This is a genomic window from Embleya sp. NPDC050493 (genome assembly GCF_044458105.1).
In the GTDB taxonomy this organism is placed as follows: Bacteria; Actinomycetota; Actinomycetes; order Streptomycetales; family Streptomycetaceae; genus Embleya.
Genome location: NZ_JBITHP010000026.1, coordinates 38821 through 52148, shown reverse-complemented (window position 1 = coordinate 52148; position 13328 = coordinate 38821). Strand labels below are relative to the sequence as shown.

At 68.6% G+C, this 13328-nt stretch carries 11 protein-coding genes; 10 read left to right on the top strand and 1 reads right to left on the bottom strand.

Features of this window, described 5'->3' with window-relative positions; all coding sequences use genetic code 11:
• The first annotated feature begins 158 nt into the window (after positions 1-158).
• From ACIBM5_RS36060 to ACIBM5_RS36025, 8 genes are all read left to right on the top strand, one after another.
• The gene (locus tag ACIBM5_RS36060; RefSeq protein ID WP_391586750.1) at positions 159-1145 is read left to right on the top strand and encodes an ABC transporter permease; all 987 of its coding nucleotides are present in this window, start codon (positions 159-161) and stop codon (positions 1143-1145) included.
• 13 nt (positions 1146-1158) lie between these two features.
• Positions 1159-2379: an oligopeptide/dipeptide ABC transporter ATP-binding protein gene (locus ACIBM5_RS36055; protein ID WP_396010928.1), complete on the top strand. Its 1221-nt coding sequence runs from the start codon at positions 1159-1161 to the stop codon at positions 2377-2379.
• Positions 2380-2424: 45 nt separating this feature from the next.
• On the top strand, positions 2425-3558 hold the full coding sequence (locus ACIBM5_RS36050) for an ABC transporter ATP-binding protein (RefSeq protein WP_391586752.1): 1134 nt from the start codon (positions 2425-2427) through the stop codon (positions 3556-3558).
• A gap of 493 nt (positions 3559-4051) precedes the next feature.
• A complete protein-coding gene (locus tag ACIBM5_RS36045; RefSeq protein ID WP_396010927.1) occupies positions 4052-5698 on the top strand; it encodes an ABC transporter substrate-binding protein in 1647 nt (548 codons plus the stop codon).
• Positions 5699-5856: 158 nt separating this feature from the next.
• Complete coding sequence (locus ACIBM5_RS36040) at positions 5857-6786, top strand: ABC transporter permease (RefSeq protein WP_391586754.1); 930 nt, start codon at positions 5857-5859, stop codon at positions 6784-6786.
• The gene (locus ACIBM5_RS36035; protein ID WP_391586755.1) at positions 6779-7789 is read left to right on the top strand and encodes an ABC transporter permease; all 1011 of its coding nucleotides are present in this window, start codon (positions 6779-6781) and stop codon (positions 7787-7789) included. The genes ACIBM5_RS36040 and ACIBM5_RS36035 overlap by 8 nt, the downstream gene beginning before the upstream one ends.
• Positions 7790-7805: 16 nt before the next feature.
• Positions 7806-8849 carry an ABC transporter ATP-binding protein gene (locus ACIBM5_RS36030; RefSeq protein WP_396010926.1) on the top strand — a complete coding sequence of 348 codons (1044 nt, stop codon included), beginning with the start codon at positions 7806-7808 and terminating at the stop codon, positions 8847-8849.
• Positions 8842-9924 carry an ABC transporter ATP-binding protein gene (locus ACIBM5_RS36025; protein ID WP_396010925.1) on the top strand — a complete coding sequence of 361 codons (1083 nt, stop codon included), beginning with the start codon at positions 8842-8844 and terminating at the stop codon, positions 9922-9924. The genes ACIBM5_RS36030 and ACIBM5_RS36025 overlap by 8 nt, the downstream gene beginning before the upstream one ends.
• 89 nt (positions 9925-10013) lie before the next feature.
• Here the strand turns inward: ACIBM5_RS36025 and ACIBM5_RS36020 are convergent, their stop codons facing one another.
• Positions 10014-12146 carry a prolyl oligopeptidase family serine peptidase gene (locus ACIBM5_RS36020; RefSeq protein ID WP_396010924.1) on the bottom strand — a complete coding sequence of 711 codons (2133 nt, stop codon included), beginning with the start codon at positions 12144-12146 and terminating at the stop codon, positions 10014-10016.
• Between the two features lie 206 nt (positions 12147-12352).
• On the opposite strand from ACIBM5_RS36020, the gene ACIBM5_RS36015 reads away from it, so the two are divergent.
• Together ACIBM5_RS36015 and ACIBM5_RS36010 are read left to right on the top strand one after the other, a co-directional pair.
• The gene (locus ACIBM5_RS36015) at positions 12353-12553 is read left to right on the top strand and encodes a DUF2304 domain-containing protein (RefSeq protein WP_396010923.1); all 201 of its coding nucleotides are present in this window, start codon (positions 12353-12355) and stop codon (positions 12551-12553) included.
• A gap of 148 nt (positions 12554-12701) precedes the next feature.
• Complete coding sequence (locus ACIBM5_RS36010; RefSeq protein WP_396010921.1) at positions 12702-13322, top strand: class I SAM-dependent methyltransferase; 621 nt, start codon at positions 12702-12704, stop codon at positions 13320-13322.
• The last annotated feature ends 6 nt before the right edge of the window (positions 13323-13328 follow it).

Sequence of the window (13328 nt, the reverse complement as noted above, 5' to 3'; positions counted from 1 at the left end):
CACTCACAAACCGTTATTCTAACTTTGCGCGCCCCCCCCCGCGCTGGAGTTTCACGCTGGTTGACGGGTTGGGGGCGCGCCCCCCCCCCGGGGGGCCCCCCCCCCACCGCGACGGGACGGATCACCCTCTGGGCACATCGCGGAGGAAGCCCGGCCTCATGCTTCGATTCCTGGTCCGTCGGCTGATCGGCGTAGTGGCGATCCTGCTCGTCGTCAGCGGCATCACCTTCTATCTCTTCTTCGCGGCCTCCGGCGCCGACGACGTCGTACGACTTTCGTGCGGTCGCAACTGCACCCCGGAGATGCGCGAAGTCGTCCGGCAGAACCTCGGCCTGGACAAACCCCTCATCGAACAGTTCTGGATCTTCATCTCGGGGATCTTCACGGGGCGCACCATCGGCGACAAGGTGTGCGACGCGCCGTGCCTGGGCTACTCGTTCGCCAACAACGAGAACGTCTTCGACAAGTTGGCCGACCGATTCCCGGTGACCCTGTCGCTCGCGATCGGTGCGATCGTGCTGAGCATCGGGATCGGCATCGGGATGGGCGTGTTGGCCGCGCTCAAGCGCGGCAAGGCCACGGACAAGGTGACCACCGGTGTCGCGCTGCTCAGTGGCTCCGCCCCGATCTACGTCCTGGGCCCGCTGTTCATCTACGTCTTCGTCCAGCAACTCGGATGGCTCGACCGACCGACGGACCCCCCATCGTTCTTCGGTGATCCCGGAGGATGGGTATCCGCGTTGCTGCTGCCGTGGGTGTGTCTGATGACGATCCATATGGCGATGTACTGCCGCCTCACCAGATCCACCATGGTCGACGTGTTGTCCGAGGACTACGTCCGAACACTCAAGGCCAAGGGTCTGTCCGGCCGCAGCGTCTACCTCAAACACGCGTTCCGCGGCGCGCTCAGCCCGATCGTCACCGTCCTGGGCGTCGACATCGGCGTCCTGATGAGCGGCACGATCATCACCGAGTCCACCTTCAGCCTGCACGGCATCGGCATGCTCGCGGTGACCTCGGTGGTCGACTCGGATCTGCCGATGATGATGGGCGTGGTGATGGTCGCGGCCACCTTCACGATGCTCGCGAACCTCGCCGTGGACATGGCGTACGCGGCCATCGACCCCCGGGTGCGGCTGTCATGACGGGCGGCCCGCGATGAGACTGCGCCGCAGCGCGGCCACGAGCCCCGCTCCCTCCGGAGCGTCCACCAAGCCCACCACGGCCGCGGCATCCAGGGATGCCACGGTCTCCGACGAACAGGCCCGGGAGCAGGACATGGCCGCCGGCACCGACACCACCGACGGCACCCCGAGTCTGGTCAGGCAGCGGGATTCGAGCGGATCCGGCGACCGACCCGACGCGTTCCTGTCGGTCCGCGATCTCCAGGTCCACTTCAACACCGAGGACGGTGTGGTCAAGGCCGTCGACGGGTTGTCCTTCGACGTCGAGAAGGGCCGCACGCTCGGCATCGTCGGCGAGTCCGGATCGGGCAAGTCGGTCTCCTCGCTGACCATCCTGGGGCTGCACAACCGCGAGCGGACCAGGATCCACGGCGAGATCCGGTTCGACGGTCACGAGTTGGTCGGGATGCCCGAGCGCAAACTGCGCGACCTGCGCGGGCGACGGATCTCGATGATCTTCCAGGACCCGCTGACCGCGCTGTCGCCGTTCTACACGGTCGGCGAGCAGATCGCCGAGTCCTACCGCCGGCATACGGGCGCCAATCGGCACGACGCGCACGCGCGGGCCATCGAGATGCTGGACCGGGTCGGCATCCCCAACCCCAAGACCCGCGTGAACGACTATCCGCACCACTTCTCCGGCGGCATGCGCCAGCGCGCGATGATCGCGATGTCCCTCGTCTGCGACCCCGACCTGCTGATCGCCGACGAGCCGACGACCGCGCTCGACGTGACGGTCCAGGCGCAGATCCTCGATCTGTTGCGGGACCTCCAGGACGAGTTCGGCACCGCGATCCTGTTCATCACGCACGACCTCGGCGTGATCGCGTCGATGGCGCACGACGTGCTGGTGATGTACGCGGGGCGCAGCGTGGAGAAGGGCTCCGTGCGCGAGGTGCTGAAGAACCCCCGGCATCCGTACACGTGGGGGCTGCTGTCCTCGATGCCCAACCTGTCGGGCGACGTCGACATTCCGCTGCGGCCGGTGCGTGGCACCCCGCCGAGCCTGCTGGCGCCGCCCTCGGGCTGCCCGTTCCACCCGCGGTGCGACTACGTCGACGCGGTGGGCGGCGATCGGTGTTCGAGCGAGCGCCCCCCGCTCGCCCTGGTGGACGGCCGCGGCGCCGCGTGCCACCTGAGTGCCGAGGACAAGCAGCGGATCTTCATCGACGACGTCCGTCCGCTGCTCGGCTGACCGCCCCAGCCCGGCCGACGACGGTAGAAAGCAGGAGTAACGACGATGACCGAGACGATCAGCGAGTCCCCGGCGCCGACCCCGGACCCCGCGCCCGAGTCGCCCGGCGAGCCGCTGCTCGACGTGCGGGGCCTGGTCAAGTACTTCCCCGTCAAGGGGGGCGGTCTGGTCCGCCGCAAGATGCTGCACGTGCGCGCGGTGGACGGCATCGACCTGTCGGTCGCGGCGGGGGAGAGCGTGGGCCTGGTCGGCGAGTCCGGCTGTGGCAAGTCCACGACCGGCCGGCTGATCAGCCGGCTGCTCGAACCCTCCGGCGGCACGATCCGCTACGACGGCAAGGACATCACGCACGCCACCCGGCGGCAGATCGCGCCGATCCGCACCGAGATCCAGATGATCTTCCAGGACCCGTACTCGTCGCTGAACCCGCGACAGACGGTGGGCGCGATCATCGCGTCGCCGATGGAGGTCAACGGGATCGATCCGGAGGGTGGCCGAAAAAAGCGGGTGCAGGAACTGCTGGAGCGGGTGGGGCTGAACCCCGAGCACTACAACCGCTTCCCGCACGAGTTCTCCGGCGGCCAGCGGCAGCGGATCGGCATCGCCCGCGCGCTGGCGCTGCAACCGAGGCTGATCGTGGCCGACGAACCGGTCTCCGCGCTCGACGTGTCGATCCAGGCCCAGGTGATCAACCTGCTCCAGGGCCTGCAACGGGACATGGGCATCGCGTTCGTGTTCATCGCGCACGACCTCGCGGTGGTCCGGCACTTCTCCCAGCGGGTCGCGGTGATGTACCTCGGCAAGATCGTGGAGATCGCCGATCGCGCGTCGCTGTACTCGAACCCGCACCACCCGTACACGCACACGCTGCTGGCCGCGGTGCCGGAGGCGGACCCGGACAAGAGCGCGAACCGGACACGCGTGCACGCCTACGGGGACATGCCCAGTCCGATCAACCCGCCGTCGGGTTGCCGGTTCCGCACCCGCTGCCCCAAGGCGCAGGACGTGTGCGCGAACGAGGAGCCGCCGCTGATCGGCATCGAGACGCTGCTGGCGGGCCATCGCGTCGCGTGCCACTTCCCCGGACCACTGGAAGCCACCGCGAAAGCGGAGGAGACCATGCCCGAGGAGCGGATCGAAGCGGCCCTGGAAGCGGGGATCAGTTCCGACCCGGAGTAACGGCCGGTTGTTATAGCGCAGTCCCGAACGGGATGCCACCGATTTGGTGGCATCCCGTTCTTCGTGCTTTCCTGCAGGTCAGCTACGCGCGTTGAACCCGTTCGACCAGCGGGTCCGCGCCGTCGGGCCCGGGCGAGTATCGTCACCCTCGGTAGCGTTTCTCGCCTGTCGAGACGAGGTAGGGGGCGTGCTATGGGTGTTCGTTCATCGGACTGTATGCTCCGGGCAGCGGTACATGGTGTCCGTTTGATACGGCTTCATTACTGGTCTCATATGTGCGGGTTTCGAGATTGATCACGGATTTACGTGATCAAACTGAAACCTGTAGGGGATTGGTCGAAGCCATTTGGTGACGGATAGTAGATCCGCTTGTGCTCGGAACCTGGTCACGCGCTCGGGGGCGCCGACTCTACGAGCAGCTGTGACGGAAGCTTCCCGATCGGGACGCCCCGTTGCACTTCACTTCGGTAGTGATTCCACGAGGAGGCAACCCATGCGCGGAACAACGCGCGTGAAGTGGGTCGTCGGCATGGCCGTTCTCGGCCTGGCGGCGACTGCGTGTGGCAGCAGCGATGACGACAAGGGCAGCAAGGGCGGTGGCGGCGGGCTTCCGGCCGGTTACTACTCCGCCAGCAGCACCGAGCCGCAGAACCCGATTCAGCCGGCGAACTCGAACGAGACCGGTGGGTTCTACCCGCTGCAGCTCATGTTCCGCGGTCTGTACACCTACGACTCCAAGACCGGCCAGCCCGTGCCGGCCATGGCGCAGTCGGTGGAGAGCCCGGACTCGACGAACTACACCGTGAAGCTCAAGCCGGGGTGGACCTTCCACAACGGCGAGCCGGTCACGGCGAAGTCCTTCGTCGACGCGTGGAACTGGGGCGCCAACTCCGACAACAAGCAGATCAACTCGAGCTGGTTCGCCAAGATCGAGGGCTACGACGCGGTGCACCCGGAGAACGGTGCGCCGACGACCAAGGAGATGTCCGGCCTCAAGGTGGTGGACGACAACACGTTCACCATCAAGCTCACGCAGGCCGTCTCGTCCTTCAAGGCGAGCCTCGGTTACGTGGTCTACTCGCCGCTGCCGCAGGAGTTCTTCAAGGACCCCAAGAAGTACGGCGAGGCGCCGATCGGCAACGGTCCGTTCCAGCTGGACACCGCCAACGGCGGCTGGAACCACAAGAAGTCGATCACCGTGAAGAAGTACGACAAGTACGCCGGTGACGACAAGCCGAAGTCCAACGGTGTGCGTCTGGACATGTACACCACGTACGACGCCGCCTACACGGCGCTGCGCGACAACAAGCTCGACGTGATCGACCAGATCCCGACGTCGGCCGTGGGCAGCTTCAAGAAGGACCTGGGCGACCGCGCGATCGAGGCTCCGCAGTACTCGATCCAGAAGATCGGCTTCCCGCTGTACGACGCCGGCTGGGGCGCGCCGGGCAAGGAGAAGGTCCGCCAGGGCCTGTCCATGGCGATCGACCGGGCGAGCATCGTCAAGGCGATCTACAAGGGCGCCGAGCAGCCGGCGACCGACTGGCTGGCCCCGAACATCCCGGGTTACAGCAAGGACATCACCGGCGACCTGACCAAGTACGACCCCGCGAAGGCTCGCGAGCTCGTCCAGGCCGGCGGCGGCATCCCCGGTGGCAAGCTCACGATCGCCACGAACGCGGACGGCCCGCACAAGGAATGGGTCACCGCGGTCTGCAACAGCATCAACGAGGCGCTGAAGCAGCCGGGCGCCTGTGAGCCGAAGCTGTACCCCGAGTTCAGCGTGGCGCGCAAGGACATCACCGAGAAGAAGATGACCGGCGCGTACCGCACCGGCTGGCGTGGGGACTACCCGTTCCCGGACAACTTCCTCGCCGACATCTACCTGACCGGTGCCGCGTCCAACGACTCCGGCTACTCCAGCCCGGTCTTCGACGACCTGGCCAAGCGTGCGATGGCCGCCCCGGACCAGACCGAGGGTGTCAAGCTCTGGCAGCAGGCCGAGCAGCAGATGGCGAAGGACGTTCCGTCCATCCCGCTGTGGTACTACGTGACCAAGGGCGGCTCCTCGACCAAGGTCTCCAACGTCCAGTTCGACCCCTACGGCAACCCGGTCTTCACCGAGGTCACCGTCAAGTAGTGATCCGGATATGACCCGGCACTGACATCGGTCCGGCCGCACCCTGGGTGCGGCCGGACCTTGCCGGTGGCGGGCCGGGCCGGCGACGTGCGATCCACGGCGCCGGTCGCTGGTCCGATCCCTCGCTTCGGGCCGACGACGACAGCAGGAGGCTGGCAATGGGGCGATATGTCGTACGGCGACTGCTCCAGATGATCCCGGTGTTCATCGGGACGACGTTCTTGATCTATTACATGGTGTACCAGCTCGGTGGCGACCCCATCGCGGCCATGTTCGGCGACAAGGGTGCCGACCCTGTCTTCGTGCGCCAGATGCGGGAAGAGTTCCACCTGAACGACCCGCTGATCGTGCAGTACTGGTACTACATCACCGACCTGCTCCATGGTGATTTCGGGACGAGCTTCAACGGCCGTCCCGTCGCCGACGAACTCAAGCGGGCCTTCCCCGTGTCGATCCGGCTCGCGATGATCGCATTTGCGATCGAGGTCGTCGTCGGTGTCGGTCTGGGCCTGCTGTCCGGCCTGCGCCGCGGCAAGTTCGTCGACACGCTCGTTCTCGCCGGCACGCTCGTGGTCATCTCGATCCCGGTCTTCGTGCTCGGCACCGTCGCCCAGTTCTGGCTGGGTTCGGAGTGGGGCATCTTCGAGGCCACCGCCACCGTGGGCGACGCGACCTGGAGTCAGCTCCTGCTGCCGGGCATCGTGCTCGGCTCGCTTTCCTTGGCCTTCGTCGCCCGACTCACCCGGACCAGCGTCGCGGAAAACATGCGCGCCGACTACGTCCGCACGGCGACCGCCAAGGGTCTTCCGCGCCGTCGGGTGGTCACCCGCCACCTGCTGCGCAACTCGCTCATCCCCGTGGTGACGTTCCTCGGTGCGGATCTCGGTGCCCTGATGGCCGGCGCGATCGTGACCGAGGGCATCTTCAACGTCGACGGTGTCGGCCGCCTGATCTACCTCGCGGTCACCAAGCACGAGAGCTCGACAGTGGTCGGCGCGGTGGCGGCATTGGTGATGATCTATCTGGTCATGAACCTGATCGTCGACCTGCTGTACGCCGTCCTGGACCCGAGGATCCGGTATGCCTGACATGAACAAGCAGCAGCGCGAACAACTGGCGACCAGCAGCGACGAGCAGCCGCAGTCGGCCATCGAGCTGCCGGGGATGCTGCTCGCGGACGAAGAGGGCACCACGCTGGAGAAGCGCGGCGCGTACTCCGCACCGGACGTGCAGGGACCGCAGGACAAGCCCCGCGGAGCCTGGGCCGAGGCGTGGCGCGAGCTGCGCAACAGCCCGAGCTTCTACGTGTCGGGTGTGCTGCTGCTCTTCCTGGTGTTCATGGCGGCCTTCCCGGGTGTGTTCACCGACATCGACCCGCGGCACTGCCCGATCCTGGACACCAACAAGGACCCGTCCGGCGACCACTGGTTCGGCACCAACGTGCAGGGTTGCGACGTGTACGCGCGCACCGTCTACGGTGCCCGCGCCTCGATCATCGTCGGCGTCGCCACGACCGCGCTGATCGTGGTCATCGGCGGCCTCGTCGGTGCGCTGTCGGGCTACTTCGGCGGCTGGCTGGACACCATCCTGGCCCGCATCACGGACATCTTCTTCGGCATCCCGCTGCTGCTGGCGGCGCTGGTGTTCATGAGCTCGGTCAAGGACCGCACCGTGTGGACCGTGGTGGCCGCGCTCGGTGTCTTCGGCTGGATGCAGATCGCGCGCATCATGCGCGGCTCGGTGATCACGGTGAAGAAGTCCGACTACGTGGTGGCCGCCAGGGCGCTCGGCGCCGGCACCCCGCGCATCCTGGGTCGACACGTGCTCCCGAACGCGATCGCCCCGGTGATCGTGGTCGCGACCATCTCGCTCGGCACCTTCATCGCCACCGAGGCGACGCTGTCCTTCCTGGGCATCGGACTGCCGCCCACCGAGATCTCGTGGGGTGCGGACATCAGCTCCGCGACCACCGCGCTGCGCGACTCGCCGTACCAGCTGATCTTCCCGTCGATCTTCCTCTCGGTCACGGTGTTCAGCTTCATCCTGCTCGGCGACGCGGTGCGCGACGCCCTCGACCCGAAGCTCCGCTGAGGGAGGGGACAGACAAGTGACGACGATCGACACGAAGAACAAGCCCGAGGGCTCGGGCTCGGCCGCCGCCGCGCCGCTGCTCGAAGTGGACAACCTCCACGTCGAGTTCCGCACCCGCGACGGCGTGGCCAAGGCGATCAACGGTGTCTCGTACGACGTCAGCGCGGGCGAGACGCTCGCGGTGCTCGGCGAGTCCGGGTCCGGCAAGTCGGTGACCGCGCAGACGATCATGGGCATCCTGGACATGCCGCCGGGGCACATCACCGGCGGTGAGATCCGCTTCCACGGCAAGGACATGCTCAAGATGTCCAAGGAGGAGCGCCGGAAGATCCGCGGCCAGAAGATCTCGATGATCTTCCAGGACGCGCTCTCCGCGCTCAACCCGGTGTACTCGGTGGGCTTCCAGCTCGCCGAGATGTACACCGTGCACCGCGGGATGTCCAAGAAGGACGCCAAGCTCAAGTCCATCGAGTTGATGGACCAGGTGCGCATCCCGGCCGCCAAGGACCGGGTGAACGACTACCCGCACCAGTTCTCCGGCGGTATGCGCCAGCGGATCATGATCGCGATGGCACTCGCGCTGGACCCCGAGCTGATCATCGCGGACGAGCCGACCACCGCGCTCGACGTGACCGTTCAGGCGCAGGTGATGGACCTGCTCGCGGAACTCCAGCGCGAGCGCAACATGGGTCTGATCCTGATCACCCACGACCTCGGCGTGGTCGCCGACGTCGCGGACAAGATCGCGGTCATGTACGCGGGCCGGATCGTCGAGCAGGCGCCGGTGCGCGAGCTGTACCGGCAGCCGACCCACCCGTACACCAAGGGTCTGCTCGAATCGATCCCGCGGCTGGACCACAAGGGTCGCGAGTTGTACGCGATCAAGGGCCTGCCGCCGAACCTGATGCGCATCCCGTCCGGCTGCGCGTTCAACCCGCGCTGCCCGTATGCGCAGGACGTGTGTCGCAGCGAGATTCCGCCGCTGCACGAGATCTCGGTCGGGCGTGGCAGCGCATGCCACTTCTGGGAGACCGTGATGGAGGGAGAAGTCCGTGACTGAGTCCCCGAGCGGCGCGACCGCCGCCGACCTGCGCAAGGTCGTCAAGCCGGTGACGCAGGGCGAGCCGATCCTTCAGGTGCGGGGGCTGGTCAAGCACTTCCCGATCACCCAGGGCATCCTCTTCCAGAAGAAGATCGGCGCCGTCAAGGCCGTCGACGGCGTCACCTTCGACCTGATGAAGGGCGAGACTCTCGGTCTCGTCGGCGAGTCGGGTTGTGGCAAGTCCACGGTCGCCCGGCTGCTGATGAACCTGGAGTCGATCACCGCGGGCAGCGTGCTCTACAAGGGCGACGACCTGGCGAAGTTGTCCGGTCGCGCGCTCAAGGCGGTGCGTCGCAACATCCAGATGGTCTTCCAGGACCCGTACACGTCGCTGAACCCGCGGATGACGGTCGCCGACATCATCGGCGAGCCGTACGACATCCACCCCGAGGTCGCGCCCCGGGGCGACCGCAAGCGGCGGGTACAGGAACTGCTCGACCTGGTGGGCCTGAACCCGGAGCACATCAACCGGTATCCGCACCAGTTCTCCGGCGGTCAGCGCCAGCGCATCGGGATCGCCCGAGGCCTCGCGCTCAACCCGGAGATCATCATCGCGGACGAGCCGGTCTCCGCACTGGACGTGTCGGTGCAGGCGCAGGTGGTCAACCTGCTGGAGAAGCTGCAGAACGAACTGGGTCTGTCGTACCTGTTCATCGCGCACGACCTCTCCGTGGTGCGGCACATCTCGGACCGCGTCGCGGTGATGTACCTCGGGCGGATCGCCGAGATCGGCACCGATGCGCAGATCTACGACCACCCGACGCACCCGTACACCCAGGCACTGCTGTCCGCGGTGCCGGTGCCGGACCCGGACGGCCGCGAGCACCGCGAGCGGATCATCCTCACCGGTGACGTGCCGTCGCCGGCGAACCCGCCCTCGGGCTGCCGGTTCCGCACCCGCTGCTGGAAGGCGCAGGACATCTGCGCCGAGCAGGAGCCGTTGCTGGAGATCCGCAAGGGCCTCTCCGGACTGGGTGCGCACGACAGCGCGTGCCACTTCGCCGAGGAGAAGGACATCGTCGGCGCGGCCTGACCCGCGTCCCGACGCCGCAGCGCCCGCCGTTCCCGATCGGGAACGGCGGGCGCTGCGGCGTGTGGCGGCTCGTGTCGCTCGCCGGTGGGTCAGTCGGTCGCGGGACGCGCCAGCGCGCGGCGCAGGAAGTCGACCTGAAGGAGCAGGAGGTTCTCCGCGACCTGCTCCTGCGGCGTCATGTGGGTGACGCCGGACAGCGGCAACACCTCGTGCGGGTAGCCCGACGCGAGCAGGCTGCTGCTCAGCCGCAGCGTGTGCGCCGCGACCACGTTGTCGTCGGCGAGACCGTGCACCAGCATCAGCGGCCGACGGGTCGTCGGCTGCTCGCCCGCCCGGCCGGCGGTCACCAACGAGTTCCGCCGGTAGGCGTCCGGCTGTTCGGCCGGCAGGCCGAGGTAGCGCTCGGTGTAGTGCGTGTCGTAGAGCTCCCAGTCGGTGACCGGCGCGCCGGCGACCGCCGCGTGGAAGACGTCCGGACGGCGCAGCACGGCCAGCGCCGCCAGGTAGCCGCCGTAGGACCAGCCCCGGATGCCCACCCGCGTGGTGTCCAGCCAGGGCCGCTCGGCGGCGACCGCCGCCAGGGCGTCCACCTGGTCCTGGAGGGTGACCGGGCCGAGGTCGAGGTGAACCGACTTCTCCCACTCGGGGGAGTGGCCGGGAGTGCCGCGGCCGTCCGCGACCAGCACCGCGAAGCCCTGATCGGCGAACCACTGCGAGGTCAGGTGCGGGTTGCGCGCGGCCAGCACCCGCGGGCCGTGCGGGCCGCCGTACGGGTCCAGCAGGATCGGCAGCCGCTCGCCGGAGGCGGGGTCGAACCCGGTCGGCAGCAGCAGTGCGCAGGGGATGTCGCGGGCGCCGGCGCGGAGCAGCTCGACCCGCGCGGTGAGCACGGGGGTGGCCGCGTGCGAGGTGATCTCGGCGAGTTCGGCTCCCGCGCGGTGCACGGTGACCCGGGCGCCGAAGCGGTCGAGCGAGGAGGACAGCAGCACGGTGGTGTCGCCGGAGCGCACCGCGTTGTGCACGCCGGGTTCGGTGCTCACCCGGGTGACCCCGTCGGCGGCGACCCGGTACACGTGGATCTCGCCGATCTCGGGATCGCTCGCGTCGGTGCCGGCCGATGCGGTGATCAGCACGTCCTCGTCGGCGATGTCCAGGATCGAGCGCACGAACAGACGCCGGTCGGTCAGCTCCTTGTCCGCGACCACCACGCGGCGTGCGCCGTCGGCGTCCGCCAGCCGGACCAGCCGGCCGTCCGGCGTCCACGCGGGCACGCCCGGGACCAGGTCGATCCACACGTCGTCGGTCTCGGCGTGCAGCTCGCGGGTGGTCCCGGCGGCGACGTCGACGGCGAGGGTGAGCAGGCGCTTCTGGTCGCGCGGCTGCACGCTCAGCAGCGGATCGCCGCCGGCCGACCAGTGCACGCTCGCCAGGTAGGGGTATGTCGCGCGATCCCAGGTCAGCTCGGTACGGCTGCCGTCGAGGCCGATCAGCCACGCGGTGACATCGGCGTTGGGGGTGCCGGCCGCCGGATAGGCGACCCGGGTCGGCGCACCGGCCGGGTTGGCCGGGTCGCTGATCCACCAGCGGTCCACCGGCCCGTCGTCCACCCGCGCGACGATCAGCGCGGAGCCGTCGGGGGCCCACCAATAGCCCCGGAAGCGGGACATCTCCTCGGCGGCGATGAACTCCGCCAGGCCCCAGACGACGTCGTCGCCGTCGGGCTCGGCGAGCGCGGTGTCCCCGGAGCCGTCGACGGCCACGACGCGCAGGGCGCCGCCCGCCGCATAGGCGATGTGCGTGCCGGTCGGGGAGGGACGCGGATCGATCACCGGGCCGGGCACGGTCAGCTCGCGCGGGGCCTCCCCGGTGGCGAGGGAGACGGCGAACAGCCGGCCCGAAAGGGTGAAAGCCGCCAGATCGCCGGCGCTGTCGAGCGCGTAGCCGACGATGCCGGCCGCCCCCTCGCGACTGCGTTCGCGCCGGGCCCGCTCCTCGGCGGAGAGGTCCTCGGCCGCGCCGCCGAGGAGCACCGCGGGATCGGCCACCAGGCGCTCGACGCCGGTCTCGGGATCGAGCGTCCACAGGCACGTGGTGGGGTCGTCGGCGGCCTTGGACCGCAGGAAAGTGATCCGGCCGTCGGCGATGCCGAAGCTGCGCGGAGCGCCTTGGGTGAAGCGCTGCGTGCGGGCGTATTGCCGGGGAAATGTGATCTCCGAGCTCATGCGCCACAGCGTACGTGGCGGTGACGTCGAGGGAAGGGGAGACCGAGGGAGAGTGCGGACGCCCGTACGAACACCACCTCACGCCCGCTGAACGAGTGAACGCTGTTCGTGATCGCCGGCTTACAGTCTGTGTGTAGACATGTCCCTTTGGGTCCGCCGGCCGGCTTCCCCGAGCAAGCCGCGAACCCCCTGCGCACAGGAGGTGCGTGACTGTGGTGGTGTCCGTCTCCGCCGTGCTGCTGCTCGGTGTCACCGTCGTCTTCTTCGTCCGAAAGTCCGCGCTCAGGCCCGTCCACGCGATCACCTGCACGATGCTCGGCTTCTATCTGTCGACGACGTCGATGGCGCCCTCGATCCGAGACGCGGGGATGAGCTTCGCCGGAGTGGTGAACGGGATCCACTTCTGAACGGGATTCGTTTCCGAGCGGGTGCCGTCGACGCGGGTCCGGGGATCGCTTCCGGGCTGATTCACCGCCGTTGTGGTGTACGGAATCCGGGTGCGATCGCGGGCTCGCCGGGCCGGGTGGCGGGTCGGGCTTTGTAGGCTCGTCTGCCATGACCAATCGATGGCTGGCCAATACCGGCGGCACCCGTGGGCCCGAGTACGCCGAGCGGTTTCGCAGGCTCGCCGCCGAAGGGCGGGACATGCACGGCGAGGCGCGGTTCTGCGACGCGCTGCTGGCCGAGCCCGCACGCGTGCTGGACGCGGGGTGCGGGACGGGTCGGGTGGCGATCGAGCTGGCCCGGCAGGGCCACGAGGTGGTCGGCGTCGACCTGGACGCCTCGATGCTGGCCGAGGCCGAGGCGGCGGCGCCCGGACTGACCTGGGTGCTCGACGACCTCGCCGACCTGGACCCGCTGCCGCTCGGCGGGCGCGGCAGCTTCGACCTGGTGGTGGCCGCCGGCAACGTGATGATCTTCCTGACCCCGGGCAGCGAGGCCGAGGTCGTGCGCACGCTGGCCACGATGTTGCGGCCGGGCGGGATCCTGGTCGCCGGCTTCAGCCTCACCGGTGGTCCCGACGGGGTCGGGGCCACCATCGACGTCGACCGGTACGAGGCCGCGTGCGCGGCGGCCGGCCTGACCCGCCGCACCCGGTACGCCGGCTGGGGGCGCGAGCGCTGGATCGACGGCGGCGACTACGTGGTGGCCGTGCATGCGCGGCCGACCGGCTGAGCCCGC